The organism is Mesorhizobium sp. B2-4-14, assembly GCF_006442155.1.
GTDB lineage: Bacteria > Pseudomonadota > Alphaproteobacteria > Rhizobiales > Rhizobiaceae > Mesorhizobium.
In genome coordinates this window covers 133257-152091 of the sequence record NZ_VFVA01000007.1, presented here as the reverse complement: position 1 = coordinate 152091, position 18835 = coordinate 133257, and the positions used below count along the sequence as shown (strand labels likewise).

The window sequence follows — 18835 nt, the reverse complement described above, 5'->3', positions numbered from 1 at the left end:
ATCAAAATGGCCGGACTTTCCGGCCATTTTTGTTGACCGGCGCGTCTACCCAAACAAACCAAAGCTAACGCCACCCGGTCCAAATTCCGAGCTGACGGCCGGCTTGGCCGACAGTCATCTCTTCTGGCTTGAAAGTTCGCCCAGAAGCTTGGTCATTTCATCGTCGAGCGACTGCGGCGCCTTGGCAGCCGGTTTGGTCACCGGGCCGCCGGCGCGAGGCTGGTCCAGCGAGACTTCAAGCTCCTTCATCAGCGTGTCGTCGATGCTTTCCTGCCGCGGCGGCGGCGCGTGTTTGACAACGCTGGCGTTGGCGGAGCCATAGGCAGGTAGCGGCGTGATATTGGTCGACTGGTGGGGGTGCGCCGCCGCCTTCGGTGCGGGCGCAGAGGCCGGCGGCGGAGCGGCGGGGCGCGGGCGGGCCGGCGGCGGTGCAGCCACCGGCTGCGGAGCCGGCGCCGGCCGTGCCGGTGCCTGTGCGGGAGCCGGCTGAGGCGGCCGCGGTTTTGCCGCCGGGGCCGCGGCTGGGACGGGCTGCAGGCCGCTATCCCCGGTCAGCGCCGGACGGCGGGGTGCAGCCAGACGGATGTCACGTTCGACGACGACGTCGGTCGGGCCGCCGATCAGAAGCAGATGTTCGATATCGTCGCGGCGCACCAGAACCAGCCGGCGATGGCTGTCGACGGCGGTGGCGTCCATGACGGCGAGCCGCGTCTTGCGGTTCCGCCCCCCGGCGACAAACGTGCCGAAGGTCAGGTTGCGAACGAGCCTGATGATGATGAGAACGATGACCAGCAGGATCAGCGCCGCGAACGTCCACAGGAGTGCCGCGGCATAACCGGGACCCGCCACGCTATCCAGCCACTGCATTGGTTTCCCCTGATCGGTTTTGGAAAGTGACGAGACACTAGACCGTTGCGGCTGGCCACCGCAAGTTGCCTTTCGCGCATCGTGAACAGCTCGAAACGCTTCACGCCTGGCCGGCATCATTTTTATCTGACATTTGCCGCCCGGGCCTTTTCCGGACTAGGAGAATGTGATTCAACCCGCTAGGGGCGGGTGTCGGAACATCGGACTTCACGAGCAGGGGGCATATGGCCAAGGAAGCGCGCGGCGATTTCTATCCGGTACCGATCGTCGACCAGAACACGCGACCGGGCGCTGTGACCCGGCTGATCATCTTCATCGTCGTTCTGACAGGGGCCGCGATCGTCTTCGGTCTGTTCCGCGAGCGTCTCGGCGATCCCTTCCTGCTCGGCATGCTCGGCGTGCTGGCGATGATCGGCGTCGGCTTCCTGTTCGCGACCGCGATCGGCTTCGTGCAGATCACACCACGCTCGACCGGCGATGAACTGTCCAAGGCTTTCGTCGATTCGATGTCGCAGGGCCTTCTGGTGACGGACACCAAGGGCCGTGTCGTCTACGCCAACCGTGCCTATGCCGAAATGACCGGAGCCTCATCGGCCGCCGATCTGAAGACGGTCGAGGGCCTTCTTTCGGATGTTCCCGAAGCCTCGATGACCATTTACCGGCTGGCATCCGGCCTGCGCGACGGGCAACCGGGCGACGGTGAGTTCCGGCTGGCGCAATCGATCAGGCCGGGCGCCGAACCCGGCGCCCGCTGGTACAGGACCCGCGCCCGCACCTTCAGCGTTCCGGGCCAGCGGCTGCCCATGCTGGCCTGGCAACTCGCAGATATTTCGCGGGAGCGAGCAGAACAGGAGCGTTTCTTCCTCGACCTGCAGAAGGCCATCGATCACCTTGACCACGCCCCGGCCGGCTTCTTTTCCGCCGACCAGGACGGCCGTGTCACCTACATCAACGCCACGCTCGCGGAGTGGCTTGGCATCGATCTCGCCAGCTTTACGCCCGGCGCCGTGACCTTGCCTGACATCGTTGCCGGCGACGGCATGGCGCTGGTGCGCTCGGTCAAGGCCGACCCCGGCACGACGCGCAATGCGGTCATCGATCTCGACCTGACGACGATGACGGGCGAGGCGCTGCCCGTGCGCTTCATGCATCGCGTTTCAGCCAGCCGGGAAGGCGTCGGCGGCCCGACGCGCACGATCGTGCTCAACCGCACGCAGGGCGAGGATGCCTCGGCCGATCTGCGCGCTTCGGAAGTGCGCTTCACCCGCTTCTTCAATTCCACGCCGATGGCGATCGCAGGCGTCGATGCCAACGGGCGCATCCTGCGCACCAATGCGCCGTTCCTGTTGCTGTTTTCCTCGGTCGTCGACCGGGACGCCGTCGATCGCCGCGTGCGCCTCGATACGGTGATCCATGAGCGCGACCGGCCGGCCTTTGCCGCTGCATTCGAAAAGGCCCGGCAGCGGCAGGCCGACATCGACCCGATCGACACTGTGCTGCCTGGGAATGAAGAGCGGCACATCCGTTTCTACGTCAATGCCGTCGCCGACGGCACCGGCGGCGAGGGGGCCGAGGAATCGGCCATCGTCTACGCCGTCGAGACGACCGAACAGAAGGCGCTCGAAGGGCAGATGGCGCAGAGCCAGAAGATGCAGGCGGTCGGCCAACTCGCCGGCGGCATCGCCCACGATTTCAACAATGTGCTGACCGCCATCATCATGGCGTCGGACCTGCTCCTGACCAATCACCGGCCGTCGGATCCGTCCTTCCCCGACATCATGAACATCAAGCAGAACGCAAACCGAGCCGCCTCGCTGGTGCGGCAGTTGCTGGCCTTCTCGCGCAAACAGACGCTGCGGCCGGAAGTGTTGAACCTCACCGACGTGCTCGCCGATCTCAGAATGCTGCTTGCCCGTCTGGTCGGCAACGACATCAAGCTGAAGATCGACCACGGCCGCGACCTGTGGCCGGTCAAGGTGGATATCGGCCAGTTCGAGCAGGTGGTGGTCAACCTGGCTGTCAATGCGCGCGACGCGATGCCGGCCGGCGGCGATCTCACGGTGCGGACCCGCAACGTGACCGCCGAGGAGTGCAGGACCTTCCCCTACCGTGAACTCACCGCGGCCGACTATGTGGTGGTCGAAGTCGAGGATACCGGCAGCGGCATCGCGCCTGATGTGCTGAAGAAGATCTTCGAGCCGTTCTTCACCACCAAGGAGGTCGGCAAGGGCACCGGCCTTGGCCTGTCCATGGTCTACGGCATCATCAAGCAGACCGGCGGCTTCATTTTCTGCGATTCCGAGGTCGGCAAGGGATCGACCTTCCGCATCTTCCTGCCGCGTCACGTCGCGGAAGCGAAAAACGTGGCCGAACCCGGCGAAGCGCCGGCCACGGCGCCGGTCAAATCGGCCGACAGCGTCAAGGACCTGTCCGGTTCGGCGACGGTGCTGCTGGTCGAGGACGAGGACGCCGTGCGCATGGGCGGCGTGCGGGCGCTGACCTCGCGCGGCTATACCGTGCATGAGGCATCCTCGGGCGTCGAGGCGCTGGAAGTGTTCGAGGCCCTTGGCGGCAAAGTCGACATCGTCGTTTCGGACGTGGTGATGCCGGAGATGGACGGGCCGACCCTGCTGGGCGAACTGCGCAAGCGCCAGCCGGACATCAAGTTCGTCTTCGTGTCCGGCTACGCCGAGGACGCGTTCGCCAGGAACCTGCCGGCGGAGGCGCATTTCGGCTTCCTGCCGAAGCCGTTCTCGCTCAAGCAACTGGCAACGATCGTCAAGGACATGCTGGAGTCGTAGCGTTCTCCCGTAATCCGCCTTGCGCAACGCCCCGACAACGCCATGATTGCGGGTGAAGGGGCAGGCGAGCTCGGGGAGCAGTTGTTGACGCCACACATCGAAGCAGACAGGGGCGACTACGCCGATACGGTCTTGCTGCCGGGCGACCCGCAGCGCGCCGAATGGATGGCGAACACCTTTCTGGAAGGGCCACGTTGCGTCAACCGCAGGCGGGGCGCTCTCGGTTTTACCGGGCTTTATCGAGGCAAGCGTGTCAGCATCCAGGCGACGGGCATTGGTGTTTCGTCGTTCCTGATCTATGCGCATGAATTGTTGGATTATCATGGCGTCCGGACTTTGATCCGCACCGGTACCTGCGGCGGCCTGACTGCCGAGGTTAAGCTGCGAAGCCTTGTCATTTCGCAATCAGCGCGGCCCGAAAATACCCAAAGCGGTCAGGTCTTTGGTCTCTACGGCGCAGCCGCCGGCCCGGATCCGGCGCTGCTTGTCCATGCTTTGGCCAAAGCTGCTGAACTCGGCATCGCGCTCCATGTCGGTCCGACGGTCTGCAGCGACATCTTCCATCATCCGGATGGCCGCGCCCGGTTTGCCGAGGCGCGGTCCGCCGGAATCCTGGCGGTGGATATGGAAACCAGCGCGCTTTATCGCATTGCCGGGCATTTCGGGATCCGTGCGCTGTCGATCTGCACGGTGGTCGACAATATCGAGACTGGCGAACTGACCGACTATTCCGAACGCCAGGGGCTTTTCACCGACATGAGCCGCCTGGCGCTCGAAATCGCTGTGGAAGGGCGCTAAGCCGCTTCCCGCTTCAGCGTCATCCGCTCGTCCATGGGCTTGTGGCCGCGCAGATAGAGCGCGCAGGTGGTGCGCAGCATAGAGGCAAAGTTGGGGATTTCGCCGTTGATCTCGATGGCTTCGTCGTAGAGTTTCGAGATGAATTTCGGCGTCGTCAGGTTCTGGCTTTCCGCGATTTCATCGAGCAAGGCCCAGAACGTCACCTCGAGCTGAATGCTGGTCGAATGTCCGTCGATACGGATCGACCGGTTGATCTGGCGGTAGCCTTCCGGATCCTGCGCGGCAAAGACTCTGCACATCGTTATCTCCCGTTTTTGTTGGTCTTGGGCGCTGACTGAGCCGTCGGCGCCTTTTGAACACTGCCTGCGGTTTCATCTTCGGCCGGACGGCCGATGACCGCAATCAGACTTTCGTCCTTAGAACGGGCTGGACACTACCCGTTTTCCACTCTCATGCGTGGTAATCGGCTGCCACCACCTTTCTTCGCCGGAGCGCATAATAACCTCCAGGCACGAAAGCTACGGAGTCTGATTTGGCGAAGGCGATCCACACGATGATCCGGGTTCTCGAAGAGGACCGCTCCATCGATTTCTACAACAAGGCGTTCGGGTTGGAAGTTGCTCAGCGGCTGGATTTCGAGACCTTCACGCTGATCTATCTCAGCAATGCCGATGCGCCTTTCGAAGTTGAATTGACCGTCAACAAGGGGCGGCAGGAACCCTACACGCTCGGCGACGGCTATGGTCACCTCGCGGTTTCGGTCGCCGATCTCGACGGCGAACATGATCGCCTCGGTGCACTTGGCCTCAACCCGAAAAAGATCGTCGAGTTCGAGCGAGACGGATCGCTCATCGCCCGCTTTTTCTTCATCGAGGATCCCGACGGCTACAAGGTCGAGGTGCTGCAGCGTGGGGGGCGCTTCCAATAGGGACAACAGGCCGCGCGGACCGGCGCGGCGCCAGCAACGGCACCTATGGGTGCGAACAGCAAGCAGGGAGGAACATATGGTTACGATCTATGAGAGGAAGCCCGGCCTGTCTCGGCGCGAGCTTCTCAAACGCGGCGGCGCGGGCGCGTTGCTCATCATTTCCGGCAGTGCCGTCATCAGCCCGGAACACGCCTGGGGGCTGGAAACCTCGGCGCTGAAGCCGGAGACGATGGCGACGCTGATCCAGGTGGCGCGCGACATCTATCCGCACGACCAGGTCCCGGACAGATATTACGCCGTCGCGGTGAAGGGCCATGACGAGATGGCCGGCAAGGATCCGGCCCACAAGGAACTCATCGAAAATGGCATCGCTGATCTCGACAGGAAGGCCGGCAGCGGCGGCTATCGTGCGCTTGGCTGGGAAGAGCAGCGCGTGGCGCTGCTCAGGGACGTCGAGAACTCGCCCTTCTTCCAGGCGGTTCGCGGCGGCCTCGTGGTCAGCTTCTACAATCAGAAGGAGCTCTGGCCGATCTTCGGCTACGAGGGCGAATCCTACTCAAAGGGCGGCTATATCGCGCGTGGTTTCAACGACATCGAGTGGCTTTGAGCGCTTCGCCCAACCGCATCCAATTGATTTCATGGGAGGAAACCATGGCAGCATCATTTGATCTGAAGAACGATGGCGTGGTCGTCATCATCGGCTCCGGCGCCGGCGGCGGCACGCTCGGCAACGAGCTGGCACAGAAGGGCATAGACGTGGTCATCCTCGAGGCGGGCGCCCGTCACGAATATGAGGATTTCGTCAACGACGAATGGGATTCGTTCGCCCAACTCGCCTGGAAGGACAAGCGCACGACGTCGGGTGACTGGCGGGTGGCGAAGGATTTCCCGAACCTTCCGGCCTGGATCGTCAAGTCGGTCGGCGGTTCGACCACGCACTGGGCGGGCGCGTCGCTGCGTTTCCAGGAGCACGAGTTCAAGACGCTGTCGACCTACGGCAAGCTGGAAGGCGCAAACCTCTTGGACTGGCCGGTCACGCTGGCCGAGATGGAGCCTTATTACGCCAAGGCCGAAGCCAAAATGGGTGTGACGGGCACCAATGGCTGGCCGAGATTGCCGGGCAACAACAACTTCAAGGTGCTCAAGGCCGGCGCCGACAAGCTCGGCTACAAGGAATGCCACACCGGCAACATGGCGATCAACTCGGTCGAGCGCGACGACCGCAATTCCTGCCAGCAGACAGGCTTCTGCTTCCAAGGCTGCAAATGGGGCGCCAAATGGTCGACGCTCTACACCGAGATTCCCAAGGGCGAGGCGACAGGCCATCTGGAGGTGCGGCCGAACTCGATGGTGATCAAGATCAACCATGATCCTTCGGGCAAGGTGACCGGCGTCGTCTACGCCGACAAGGACGGCAAGCTGCAGGAGCAGAAAGCCCGTATCGTCGCCGTTGCCGGCAATTCGATCGAGAGCCCGCGCCTGCTGCTCAACTCCGAGTCGGCCAAATTCCCGCATGGGCTTGGCAACTCGTCGGGGGAGGTGGGCAAGAATTACATGCGCCACACCACCGGCTCGGTGTATGCCATCTTCGACAAGCCGGTGCACATGTATCGCGGCACCACCATGGCCGGCATCATCCGCGACGAGGCCCGCCATGATCCGTCACGCGGTTTTGTCGGCGGCTACGAATTCGAGACGCTGTCGCTCGGCCTGCCGTTCATGGCGGCTTTCCTGAACCCCGGCGGGTGGGGACGCTCTTTCACCACCGCACTCGACCATTACGATCATATGGCGGGCCTGTGGATCGTCGGCGAAGACATGCCACGCGAGGAGAACCGCATCACGTTGCACGCCGATGAGAAGGACGAACACGGCATGCCGATTGCCGACGTGCATTTCGACGATCATCCAAACGACACGGCGATGCGCGATCATGCCTACAAGCAGGCCTCGGCGCTTTATGATGCGGTCGGCGCCACGCGCACCTTCCCGACGCCGCCCTATCCGTCGACCCACAATCTCGGTACCAGCCGGATGAGCGAGAAAGCTGCCGATGGCGTCGTCAACAAGCATGGTCAGACGCACGACATCAAGAACCTGTTCGTGTCGGACGGCAGCCAGTTCACCACGGGTGCCGCCGAAAACCCGACCCTGACCATCGTGTCGCTGGCAATCCGCCAGGCCGACTACATCGCCGCCCAGATGTCGGCAAGAAGCATCTAGTCCCACCTCCCGACTGCCTGCTGGCGCGGGACCCGCGAGGGTTCCGCGCCTTTTTTCGTGCTTGCGAAGGCTATGCCCCGACCGGCTGGCCGTCCTTGCGGCGGATGGCGATGACCGAGGGGCGCGGCGGCTGGCCGTCCTTGAAATCGGGCCATAGGGACTGCGCCTTGTCGAGCGTTTCGGCGTCCTCCGATGGATGCTGAACCGAAAGGAACAGCGTTGTGCCATCCGGGGTGAAGCAGGGGCCGGTCGCTTCCGCGCCATGCGGGCAGGTGAACAATAGCTTCGGCAGGCCCCGCGCCGGGCCTTCCGTGTCGATGCCATAGACGCCGTCGGGCAGGTCGAAATCGTTGGCGCCGTCGGTCGCTACCCAGAGACGGCCGGCGGGGTCGAAGGTGATGTTGTCCGGGCACACGAACCAGCCATTGTCCGATGTGTCGGAATGGAAGGTGGCGCCGACCTTGGCATCCCCGGGATTGCCGCACAGAACGAACAGGTCCCAGGTGTATTTGTCGGCGGTGTGGTCGGCGTCGCTGCCGCGGCCGCCCGGCGGGATCAGTTCGACGATGTGGCCCCAGAGGTTTTCGGGCCGCGTGTTGGCTGGATTGACCTTGGATTCCTCGCGCTTCTTGTTCTTAGTCATGACGGCGTAGACGCGGCCGGTGACCGGATTGGTCTCGATGTCCTCCGGCCGGTCCATCGGGGTCGCGCCAAGCGCATCGGCGGCCAGCCGTGTTTTCAGCAGCACCTCCGCCTGGTCGGCAAAACCGTTATCGACGGTGAGCTTGCCCTGGCCATGGATCAGCGGCAGCCATGTCATGGTGCCATCGGCATCGTAACGAGCGACCGAAAGCACGCCATCGTCCAGAAGGCCGTTGCTCGAAGCGGGGTTCGCCTTGTCATAAGCCTTGTTCGAGACGTAGCGGTACATATATTCGAAATAATCGTCGTCACCCATGTAGACGACGATGCGGCCATCCTTGTTGACGACGACCGTAGAGGCCTCGTGCGACATGCGGCCAAGGGCCGTGCGCTTCACCGGTTTGGACTTGGGGTCGTAGGGGTCGATCTCGACCACCCAGTCGAAGCGGTTGGTTTCGTTCGGTTCCTTGTCGATGTTGAAGCGGTCGTGAAAGCGACCGCGGCCGTAAATGTCGGAGCCGTCAAAGCCGTAACGGTCGAGAATGCCTGCTGTAGGGGCCTTCTTTGGATCGCCGCCGAACAGATCGGAAACGCCCTCCTCGCAGGTCAGCACCGTCCCCCATGGGGTAACGCCGCCGCTGCAATTATAGCTGGTGCCGAGCACCTTGGTGCCGGTCGCATCGGCTGAGGTCTTCATCAGCGCATGGCCAGCCACGGGGCCGGAGACGGTCATTTCGGTGTTGGCGGTGATGCGGCGGTTAAGCGGGCTATCGTCGATGGTTTGCCACTTGCCGTCCTTGAGCATGACCTCGACGATCGAATGCCCCATCGCCGCCAGCCCGAGATCGACCTGTTCCTTGCTCATCGCCTTGCCGGCGCCGTCCTCGGTCATGCCGGGGAACATCACGTTCGGCGAGATGTATTCGTTGTTGACGCAAAGCAAGCCGTGGTCGGAGTTCACAGATCCCTTGGGCAGCGGCATGAAGGCGATGTAGTCGCAATTGTAGCCGAAGCGCCTTTCCTGTTCGTCGGCCGCGATCGTATTGCCGTCGAAATCCGGCAGGCCCGCGACAAGCGGATCGCCCCAGCGTGCGACGATCGTCGTTTCATAGCCGTCGGCTGCGGCGTGGGTCTTGCCATAGACTCGGTTCAGTTCGGGAAAACCGAGGGTGGAAAGGGCGGCGGCGGCATGTGTTTCGCCGGCAAACAACGAGCCGACAAAGCCGCCGCCGGCGACCAGGGCGCCAGATGCGAGGCTGCCCTTCAGGAGAGTACGGCGCGAAACGCGCTCGGCGATGACATCGCGAATGACGGGGGAGGATGAGGACGGGGAATCGGCCATGTGTCTGCCTCTCGAGGTGGATGTGACGGCGCAAAGCTGCCTATCCAGCTTCGGCAACATCCAGATGACATGAGAGAAAGCTCGCCTCGCGGCGAGGGCCGTCACCAGGACGGGCTATTGGCTGCCGCCCCTGGTGCAGGTCGAGGCGGTGAAGGCCCCGTCCGGCTGCTTCATGATGATATCGAAGGAGGGCGGGTTCTGGCCATCCAGGGTTGCCTGGGTCAGGGACAGGGAATTGCCACCGGTGGTGTAGCCGCCGAGCGGTCCCAACCAGGAGATCACACCGTTTGCGTCCATCTGGTAGTTATAGCCCTGTTGGACGGCGCCGAAGGTGACAGGGCCGGTGTAGACATTTCCCTTGATGGTGATGACGCCCAGGTTGAGGAACATGCCGAGCAGATAAACTTCGCAGTGATAGGTGCCGTCGGGCATCCTGCCGCCGCTGAAGTCGGCCCGCGCGGCTCCGGTTCCCACCGCCAGAAGTAATATTCCGATGAATATGCGTGAAATGCTGGATGCCATGACGTTGCCTGTCTGAAGTCGAGCTTGCCCCATTTTCGCGTCGGGCCGCAACATTTGTCAGCGGTGATCCGTTCACAAAGGTCAAAATATAGGCATCAGATAAATTTGAGCTAAAATTAGGCAATTTGCCTTGTGCGCTGCGCAAATTTCCCTCACTCAAATTTTTTCGGCTCTCTTTGTTTTGTTTGGTCTGATGTAATAAGCGGCTGACAATGTTTGGCTATTTCGCTTTTTCGGACATCCCATTCGCGGTTGGCATGTAGGTTGCATCGCGTTGTTTCAGTGCAATCAACCAGCTTGGGAGTGTTCAGCATGAGGGGTAGTTTCTCGACAATAACAAAAATGTTTTCGGCGAGCGTGGTGGCCGCTGGCCTGTTGATGTCGGTTCCCGCCAGGGCCGCCGACGACACGATCAAGGTCGGCATCCTCCATTCGCTGTCAGGGACAATGGCGATTTCGGAGACGACGCTGAAGGACGCCATGCTGATGCTCATCGACGAGCAGAACGCCAAGGGTGGCCTGCTCGGCAAAAAACTTGAGGCCGTCGTCGTCGATCCGGCTTCCAACTGGCCACTGTTCGCCGAGAAGGCGCGTGAGCTGATTTCCAAGGACAAGGTGGCGGCGGTGTTCGGCTGCTGGACCTCGGTGTCGCGCAAATCGGTGCTGCCAGTGTTCTCCGAGCTCGACAACATCCTGTTCTACCCCGTCCAGTATGAAGGCGAGGAGAGCGAGCGCAACGTGTTCTACACCGGCGCCGCACCGAACCAGCAGGCCATTCCAGCCGTCGACTATCTGATGAGCGAGGATGGCGGCTTGGTGAAGCGCTGGGTGCTCGAAGGCACCGACTATGTCTACCCACGCACCACCAACAAGATTCTCGAAGCCTATCTGAAGGCCAAGGGCGTCGCGGCGGAAGACATCATGGTCAACTACACGCCGTTCGGCTTCTCCGATTGGCAGACCGAGGTCTCGGCGATCAAGAAGTTCGGTTCGGCCGGCAAGAAGACGGCCGTCGTTTCGACCGTCAACGGCGACGCCAACGTGCCGTTCTACAAGGAGCTCGGCAACCAGGGCATCAAGGCGGAGGACATCCCCGTCATGGCGTTCTCGGTCGGCGAGGAAGAACTGGCCGGTCTCGACACTGCGCCGCTGGTCGGCCATCTCGCGGCCTGGAACTACTTCGAGAGCGTCGACACGCCCGAGAACAAGAAGTTCATCGCCGACTGGCACAAGTTCATCAAGAGCGACAGGCGCACCACCAACGACCCGATGGAAGCCCATTATATCGGCTTCAACATGTGGGTGAAGGCAGTCGAAAAGGCCGGTACCACCGATCCTGACAAGGTTATCGACGCCATGGTCGGCGTATCGGTGCCGAACCTGACCGGCGGCTATTCGACCATGATGCCGAACCACCACATCACCAAGCCGGTGCTGATCGGCGAAATCCAGGCCGACGGGCAGTTCGAGACGGTGTCGCGCACACCTGGCCTGGTGATGGGCGATGAATGGTCCGATTACCTCCCTGACTCCAAGGACCTGATTTCCGATTGGCGCGCGCCCTTGTCCTGCGGCAACTTCAATGTCGCCACAGGCAAGTGCGGCGGCAAGGGCACGAACTGATCCTCCCGGTCTGTCGGGTCGCGGAGTGGTCCGCGACCCGAGACCGCAGCCCGGGCGGACTTATTCCTCCAGTCCGTCCGGGCGCAACATCAACCCTTGGGATTGACCCTATTCCGATGACCGCGATGCGCATGATTGGCCTGACGCTGTTGTTGCTGCTGACGATATTTTCGCCGTCGCATGCCGACGAAGCCGATCTGCGCGCCACCATCGCCAAATTCGCCACGGCCAAAGGTTTTTCGGAGACGGGCGCCGTCGTCCATGAACTGGCGGCCACCGCCGACCCGGTAGTCGCACGGCCGCTTGCCGCGCTTGCCGACGGTAGTCTTTACATCCGCAAGGCCGACTCCCTGGTGTTCACCGGCAAGGAAACCGCCGGAAGTATCGAGCTTTTCGATCCGCTGAGCGGCGACGCGTCAGGTGAGGCCGGCAAGGACGACATCACCAAGATCAAGGTCAACAACACGCTTCGCCGTGTGATCCGTGACGCCTTGGGCACGCTGACGCTCGGCGCCAAGAATCCGGCCGTGCGCCTGGCCGCCGCCGGCACCATGTTCAAGACACCTGACGCAGCCAATATCGAGCCACTCGACACGGCGATCGCCAATGAGACCGTTGCCAGCGTCAAGGCGCTGTTCGAACAGGCCCGCGCCGCGTCGGTTCTTGTCTCCGACCGCCCGGATGCCGACAAGCTGGCGGCTATCGCGCTGATCGGCGCGCGCGGTGACCTCGACGCGATGTCGTTGCTGACCTCGGTGGATGCAAATGCCTCGGAAGCGGTCAGGCAAGCGGCGACGGCGGCGATCGCCAACATCAATTCGACGCTTGCATTGTGGGATGCCGCCCAGAACATCTGGTACGGCATTTCGATGGGCTCGGTGTTGCTGCTCGCCGCGATCGGGCTCGCCATCACCTTCGGCGTCATGGGCGTCATCAACATGGCGCATGGCGAGATGGTGATGCTCGGCGCCTACACCACCTTCGTCGTCCAGCAAGTGATCCGCACATCCTTTCCCGGACTGTTCGACTGGTCGCTGGTGATCGCGCTGCCGCTTGCCTTTTTGGTCGCCGCTCTCGTCGGCCTCGCCATCGAGCGCGGCGTCATCCGCTTCCTCTATGGCCGACCGCTGGAGACGCTGCTGGCGACGTGGGGCGTGTCGCTTATCCTGCAGCAGGCCGTGCGTTCGATCTTCGGGCCGACAAACCAGGAGGTCGGCAACCCCTCCTGGATGTCGGGCTCGTTCGATTTTGGACAACTCGCCATCACCTGGAACCGCCTGTGGATCCTGGTTTTCGCGCTCAGCGTCTTCGCCGTGCTGCTCTACGTGATGAAGCGCACGCCCTGGGGCCTGCAGATGCGCGCCGTCACCGCCAACCGGCTCATGGCCGCTTCCATGGGCATCAGGACGCCATGGGTCGACGCGCTGACCTTTGCGCTCGGCTCCGGCATCGCCGGCATCGCTGGCGTGGCCCTCAGCCAGATCGACAATGTCTCGCCCAATCTTGGCCGCGGATACATCATCGACAGTTTCATGGTCGTTGTCTTCGGCGGCGTCGGCAATCTGTGGGGCACGCTGGTCGGCGCCTTTTCATTGGGCATCGTCAACAAGGTGCTCGAACCCTATGCCGGTGCCGTGCTCGGCAAGATCGTCGTGCTGGTGCTGATCATCCTGTTCATCCAGAAGCGCCCGCGCGGGCTGTTCGCCCTCAAGGGCAGGGCGGTGGAAGCATGATGTCAGGACGCTTCTTCGCCGCGGGCGCCGAGCGACGCATCGCCATCACCATTTTCATCCTGCTGGCGGTGGCCGCCATCGTGCCGCTGCTCAACCTTGCCGTTTTTCCGGCGAGCGCCTTCTATATTCCGTCCTACATCGTCGCGCTGACAGGCAAGTATCTTTGCTACGCGCTGCTGGCGCTCTCGCTCGACCTGGTCTGGGGGTATTGCGGCATTCTTTCGCTCGGCCACGGCGCCTTCTTCGCGCTCGGCGGCTATGCGATGGGCATGTATCTGATGCGCCAGATCGGCTCGCGCGGCGTCTATGGCAACCCTGTCCTGCCTGATTTCATGGTGTTCCTGAATTACAAGGAATTGCCGTGGTTCTGGACCGGTTTCGATCATTTCTGGTTCGCCGCGCTCATGGTATTGGCGGTGCCCGGCCTGCTCGCCTTCATCTTCGGCTGGTTCGCTTTCCGCAGCCGCGTCACCGGCGTCTATCTCTCCATCATCACCCAGGCGATGACATACGCGTTGCTGCTCGCCTTCTTCCGAAACGACATGGGGTTTGGCGGTAACAACGGCCTGACCGACTTCAAGGACATCCTGGGCTTCAACGTGCAAGCCGACACCACGCGCTCGGCGTTGTTCGCGGTCAGCGCCATAATCCTGGCGCTCGCCATCTTCGTTACCTGGGCGATCGTCGGCTCCAAATACGGCAAGCTCCTGATGGCGGTGCGCGACGCCGAGGGCCGCACGCGTTTCCTCGGCTGGCGGGCGGAGAATGTAAAACTGTTCGCCTTCACCGTATCGGCTGTCATGGCCGGCATTGCCGGCGCGCTCTACGTGCCGCAGGTCGGCATCATCAATCCCGGCGAGTTCGAACCGTCCAATTCGATCGAGGTGGTGATCTGGGCCGCCGTCGGCGGGAGGGGCACCATCGTCGGACCGATCATCGGCGCGCTGCTGGTCAATGCCGGCAAATCCTGGTTCACCGGCGTGCTGCCGGAATTCTGGCTGTTCGCGCTCGGCGGCTTGTTCGTCGCCGTCACCTTGCTGTTGCCCAAGGGCATCGTCGGCATGTGGGACAGCTGGCGCGGCGATGCGAAGGCGTTGCGCGGCGTCGAGGGTGGAGTCGCATTGGCGACCTCGAAGCCCGCCCGCTCGCCGGCCAGAAATCCAGGCGAATGGTCCTGGTCCGACCCCGAGCCGCAGGCGGCGGAGTAACCATGAGCAGATCGAACACAATTCTCTACCTTGACGGCGTCTCGGTCTCCTTCGACGGTTTTCGCGCCATCAACAGCCTGTCGCTGGTGCTCGACAAGGGTGAGATGCGCGCCATCATCGGCCCCAATGGAGCCGGCAAGACGACGATGATGGACATCGTCACCGGCAAGACACGGCCCGACGAAGGTGAAGTCTTCTTCGACGGCCAGGTGGACCTGACCAGACATGACGAGGCCGAAATCGCCATGATGGGCATCGGCCGCAAATTCCAGAAGCCGACCGTCTTCGAAAGCCACACGATTGAGGAAAACCTGATGCTGGCCCTGAAAGGGCCGCGCTCGATCTTCCCGGCGCTGTTTCATCGCCGCTCAGCGGCCGAGACGCGGCGGATCGACGATATCCTCGGCGTCATCCGGCTCGGTGATAAACGCGACGTGCTCGCCGCCAATCTCAGCCACGGGCAAAAGCAGTGGCTGGAGATCGGGATGCTGCTGGCGCAGGACCCAAAGCTGCTTCTGGTCGACGAGCCGGTGGCCGGAATGACCGACGCCGAGACCGAAGAGACCGCGCGGCTGCTCAAGGATATCGCGCGCGACCATTCGGTCATCGTCGTCGAGCACGACATGCATTTCGTGCGCGAACTCGGCGTCAAGGTTACCTGCCTGCATGAGGGTTCGGTGCTCTCCGAAGGCACACTCGATTTCGTGTCGGCCGACGAGCGCGTCGTCGAAGTGTATCTGGGGAGATGAACATGCACTGGCGGGTTCCATTCCATCGCTTCGATCTGGCGTTTCGCCGATTCTGGAAACGGCGCTGACATGCTCGAAGTTTCCGATGCCACGCTCCACTACGGCGCCGCCCAGGCGCTGCGCGGCGTGTCGCTGAAGGCAGGCGCCGGCAAGATCACTTGCGTGCTCGGCCGCAACGGCGTCGGCAAGACCAGTTTGATGAGATCGATCGTCGGCCATCACCGGCTGACGAGCGGAAGCGTTGCCTTCGAGGGGAAGGCGCTCGACCGGAGCGCGGCGTATGACCGCGCCCGGTCGGGCATCGCATTCGTACCGCAGGGCAGGGAGATTTTTCCGCTGCTCAGCGTGCGGGAGAATCTCGAATCCGGATTCGCGCCGCTCAAGCGCGCCGACCGCAACGTGCCGGCCCATGTCTTCGAACTCTTTCCGGTGCTGAAGCAGATGCTCGGCCGTCGTGGCGGCGATCTCTCCGGTGGCCAACAGCAGCAATTGGCGATCGGCCGCGCGCTGGTGATGCGGCCGAAGCTTTTGGTGCTGGATGAGCCGACGGAGGGCATCCAGCCGTCAATCATCAAGGACATCGGCCGGGCCATCCGCTACCTGCGCGACCAGGCCGACATCGCGGTGCTGCTGGTTGAACAGTATCTCGACTTCTGCCGCGAACTCGCCGACGAGGTCAACATCATGGATCGTGGCCGGATCGTCCACACCGGTCCGGCGGAGGATCTGGACCGGGCTGATGTTCGCAAATTCCTGACGGTCTAGAATCAGCATTGTTCTTCAGGTGACGGTCCAAAGTCCCTGGCAAGTTCAATATTTCTACCTTCGAGCCGTCCGCATCTCTGGCGCGGCATGGGCTGCATGCTAGTCTTTTCTTGGCTTTTGTGAGTCGGCCGCTTCCGTATCAGTCTGGTTATCGCAGATCGAGGGGCGGCGAAGGCCGCGCAAGTTCCACGCAAGCAAGGCTTCCTAGCGTCCTGTGATCTGATTGTCGTTCAACGCGTTTGGGCACACAGGCTAAGGGACGGCCATGCAACGTTTCGTCGAAGATTACCAGAAGAGGCGGCTTACAGAGCGTGTCGACATCATCGCCGCCATTAACATCCTGAGGTCACAGGGCTGCGACTACGACGATCTGATCGAGGAGATCACCAAGGTCTTCTATGTCGACCTCGACGCCTTCAATGAAATCGTGATGGCGGCATAAGGGCCGCTTTCGCCCGCCCAACAATTACAGGCTCAATATCGATCCGCGCGGTCAACTCGCGCGTCGGAATGGAGAGGCGGTCACGCGGTTGCGGCCGCCACGCTTGGCATCATAGAGCGCCTTGTCGGCGGCGCTGAGCACCTTGTCGAGGCTGAGGCCTTCCTTGCTGCCAAACGCAAAACCAGCGCTAACGGTGCATGTAAGCAAGCCGGTTTCGGTTTCTATCAGGCGCGTCGCGAAAGCGGTCCGGATGCGCTCCGCCACTTCCTGCACCGTTTCCGGCAGCGTGCGCTTCAACACCAGTGCGAATTCCTCGCCGCCCATGCGCGCGGCGACGTCGGTCTGGCGAAGATTGCCGGCGAGTTCGCTGGCGAACACTTTCAGCACCTCGTCGCCCGCCGCGTGGCCGAACTCGTCGTTGATGGCCTTGAAGTTGCCGCGGTAAAGGCGCCGACCGGGGCATTGCCATGTATGTCGAACAGAGCGCGCCGGTTGAGCAGGCCTGTCAGCGGATCGGTCAGGGCATTGCGGCGGTGGTGCCTGGCCAGACGACCCTGGTTGAGAGCAAGCGAGAGCGCGCCGATACCCGTCATGCTGGCGATAACCACGACGAGGCTCAATTCCTCGGCCCAGTTGCTCGGCGCATGGCCCAGGACCAGTTTTCCATCCCAGGCAAGCACCATGGCGCACAGCGCGAAGGAGGCGGCGGTGGCCGAATAGAGCGCGGTGATGCCGATCGTCAGGGCAGGGGCCTCGTCGCGGCCTCTCCAGTATTCGAAGGCCGTCGCGAACAGGAGCAGGGCGGCGAACATGTTCTCGAACATGAAGCCGAGGCCATCATAGCCCAGAGCCATGGGAGGCAGCGCCACCGCCAGCGAAAGGCAGCCAAACATCGTTCGCCGCAGCGGCGAGCCGCCTGTCCTGAACTGGTAGGCAGCACCCAGCATGACTGAGAAACCAATCAACAGGAACGCCAGCGCGGCGATCCCGAGCAGGCGCCCAGGCATGTCGATATAAGCGTCATAGGCAAAAATATCGCCGACCACGAACACCAGGCTGATCGCCCATGTCAGCAGGAACCGCTCCGTGCGCGCGGTCAACCACATGCCGAACAATGTCAGGCTCAGGCAGGCGGCGGAGAACCCGACAGCCAGCAGAAGTGAAGTGTAGTCGAGCGACATGCCCCTCTTTTCCCTGCCGGCGGCGGTTCCAGTTCTGCGGCTTGGCGTCCGCGCATTCATGCAGCAAGGAAGTGTCGAGAAGGTTACGATCGTGGCGAAGATGCCACGAAGTGGGCGCCCGCCTGCGCGCAAAACGCATAGGGGGCGCGCTTATGGCGTGCAGCCGGATACCGGCTGACGCTCGTCAGCCGGCCACACGCTTCATCAGCGCCATGGCCCCGAACGGTGCGCGCACCTTGCCCTCGGTGATGAAGTAGACAAACACGTCGCGTGGCTGCACCGGCGCGTCGGTTGCGGGATCGGCGCGCCGCAGATCGGCCGGCTGCTTGCCTTCCGCCCAGGTCTTTGCCCGCGCCGCCCATTCGTCAAGACCCTTTGGCGTGTAGCAATCGGGATTGTCGTCGCTGCCGGTCTGCAGCCGCGCATAGACGAAATCGCCGGTGACGTCGGCGATATCGGGGTATTTGGCATGATCGGCGTAGACGATCGCCGCCTTGTATTTGCGCGCCAGCGCGGGAAATTCCGGGACGATGAAGCTGTCGTTGCGCACTTCAAGTGCATGGCGCAGCACGACACCGTCCTGCTTCTCCGGCAGCAGTTTCAGAAAGGCTTCGAAATCGTCCGGGTCGAACTTTTTCGTCGGCGCGAACTGCCACAGGATCGGTCCCAGTTTTTCGCCGAGTGCGGCGACGCCCGAGCCAAGGAAGCGCATCATCGATTCGCCGGCTTCGCCGAGTACGCGCCGGTTGGTGACGAAGCGATTGCCCTTCAGCGAATAGACGAAACCGTCCGGCGCTTCGCTGGCCCATTTGATGAAGGTAGGCTCCTTGAAACTGGAATAATAGGTGCCGTTGACCTCGATGCTGGGCACCTGACGGCTGGCATATTGCAACTGTTTCGCCTTCGACAACTTGTCCGGATAGAAGGACGTGTCCCAGGGCTCGAAGGTCCAGCCGCCCATGCCGGCGCGGATTGTTCCCGATTTGCTCATTGTCGTCCTCCCAGGTGCAG

General features: G+C 62.5%; 16 protein-coding genes and 1 pseudogene. 11 read left to right on the top strand and 6 right to left on the bottom strand.

From position 1 onward, the window contains the following. Nucleotides 1–114: 114 nt before the first annotated feature. Nucleotides 115–867 (bottom strand): flagellar biosynthetic protein FliO, encoded by a 753-nt coding sequence (locus tag FJ938_RS09275; RefSeq protein ID WP_140693004.1) that lies wholly within the window; start codon nt 865–867, stop codon nt 115–117. Between the two features lie 224 nt (nt 868–1091). Between FJ938_RS09275 and FJ938_RS09270 the strand changes: the two genes are divergently transcribed. Together FJ938_RS09270 and FJ938_RS09265 are read left to right on the top strand one after the other, a co-directional pair. Next, nucleotides 1092–3668, top strand: a complete 2577-nt coding sequence (locus FJ938_RS09270) for a PAS domain-containing sensor histidine kinase (RefSeq protein WP_140693002.1) — start codon at nt 1092–1094, stop codon at nt 3666–3668. Between the two features lie 84 nt (nt 3669–3752). Beyond that, on the top strand, nt 3753–4466 hold the full coding sequence (locus FJ938_RS09265; protein WP_140693000.1) for a DeoD-type purine-nucleoside phosphorylase: 714 nt from the start codon (nt 3753–3755) through the stop codon (nt 4464–4466). On the opposite strand, the gene FJ938_RS09260 is transcribed toward FJ938_RS09265, so the two are convergent. Next, nucleotides 4463–4765, bottom strand: coding sequence for a ribbon-helix-helix domain-containing protein (locus FJ938_RS09260; RefSeq protein ID WP_140607073.1), 303 nt, complete (start codon nt 4763–4765; stop codon nt 4463–4465). The two genes, FJ938_RS09265 and FJ938_RS09260, sit on opposite strands and share 4 nt — an antisense overlap. A gap of 233 nt (nt 4766–4998) precedes the next feature. Between FJ938_RS09260 and FJ938_RS09255 the strand changes: the two genes are divergently transcribed. The 3 genes from FJ938_RS09255 (at nt 4999) to FJ938_RS09245 (ending at nt 7617) form a co-directional block, all read left to right on the top strand. Next, the gene (locus FJ938_RS09255) at nt 4999–5394 is read left to right on the top strand and encodes a VOC family protein (RefSeq protein WP_140607072.1); all 396 of its coding nucleotides are present in this window, start codon (nt 4999–5001) and stop codon (nt 5392–5394) included. Between the two features lie 76 nt (nt 5395–5470). After that, nucleotides 5471–6001: a gluconate 2-dehydrogenase subunit 3 family protein gene (locus FJ938_RS09250; RefSeq protein ID WP_140692997.1), complete on the top strand. Its 531-nt coding sequence runs from the start codon at nt 5471–5473 to the stop codon at nt 5999–6001. A 44-nt stretch (nt 6002–6045) separates the two neighbouring features. Continuing rightward, a complete protein-coding gene (locus FJ938_RS09245) occupies nt 6046–7617 on the top strand; it encodes a GMC family oxidoreductase (RefSeq protein WP_140692994.1) in 1572 nt (523 codons plus the stop codon). Between the two features lie 70 nt (nt 7618–7687). Here the strand turns inward: FJ938_RS09245 and FJ938_RS09240 are convergent, their stop codons facing one another. Both FJ938_RS09240 and FJ938_RS09235 read right to left on the bottom strand, forming a co-directional pair. Beyond that, nucleotides 7688–9601 carry a PhoX family phosphatase gene (locus tag FJ938_RS09240; RefSeq protein WP_140692992.1) on the bottom strand — a complete coding sequence of 638 codons (1914 nt, stop codon included), beginning with the start codon at nt 9599–9601 and terminating at the stop codon, nt 7688–7690. Nucleotides 9602–9715: 114 nt separating this feature from the next. Next, the gene (locus tag FJ938_RS09235) at nt 9716–10123 is read right to left on the bottom strand and encodes a hypothetical protein (protein WP_140607068.1); all 408 of its coding nucleotides are present in this window, start codon (nt 10121–10123) and stop codon (nt 9716–9718) included. 312 nt (nt 10124–10435) lie between these two features. Between FJ938_RS09235 and urtA the strand changes: the two genes are divergently transcribed. From urtA to FJ938_RS09205, 6 genes are all read left to right on the top strand, one after another. Continuing rightward, entirely contained in the window at nt 10436–11746 is a 1311-nt protein-coding gene (urtA, locus tag FJ938_RS09230) for an urea ABC transporter substrate-binding protein (protein WP_140607067.1), read from the top strand. A gap of 116 nt (nt 11747–11862) precedes the next feature. Next, entirely contained in the window at nt 11863–13479 is a 1617-nt protein-coding gene (gene urtB, locus FJ938_RS09225; protein WP_140692989.1) for an urea ABC transporter permease subunit UrtB, read from the top strand. Further along, nucleotides 13476–14687: an urea ABC transporter permease subunit UrtC gene (urtC, locus tag FJ938_RS09220; protein ID WP_140692987.1), complete on the top strand. Its 1212-nt coding sequence runs from the start codon at nt 13476–13478 to the stop codon at nt 14685–14687. Before urtB ends, urtC begins: the two co-directional genes overlap by 4 nt. A gap of 2 nt (nt 14688–14689) precedes the next feature. Beyond that, on the top strand, nt 14690–15436 hold the full coding sequence (gene urtD, locus FJ938_RS09215; RefSeq protein ID WP_140692984.1) for an urea ABC transporter ATP-binding protein UrtD: 747 nt from the start codon (nt 14690–14692) through the stop codon (nt 15434–15436). A gap of 69 nt (nt 15437–15505) precedes the next feature. Next, nucleotides 15506–16201: an urea ABC transporter ATP-binding subunit UrtE gene (gene urtE, locus FJ938_RS09210; RefSeq protein ID WP_140692982.1), complete on the top strand. Its 696-nt coding sequence runs from the start codon at nt 15506–15508 to the stop codon at nt 16199–16201. A gap of 265 nt (nt 16202–16466) precedes the next feature. Continuing rightward, nucleotides 16467–16643: a hypothetical protein gene (locus FJ938_RS09205; RefSeq protein ID WP_140607062.1), complete on the top strand. Its 177-nt coding sequence runs from the start codon at nt 16467–16469 to the stop codon at nt 16641–16643. Between the two features lie 51 nt (nt 16644–16694). Here the strand turns inward: FJ938_RS09205 and FJ938_RS09200 are convergent. Next, nucleotides 16695–17824 (bottom strand): annotated as a pseudogene (locus FJ938_RS09200) (GGDEF domain-containing protein). Nucleotides 17825–18008: 184 nt separating this feature from the next. Continuing rightward, on the bottom strand, nt 18009–18815 hold the full coding sequence (locus FJ938_RS09195) for a DUF72 domain-containing protein (RefSeq protein WP_140692979.1): 807 nt from the start codon (nt 18813–18815) through the stop codon (nt 18009–18011). Nucleotides 18816–18835: the final 20 nt, after the last annotated feature.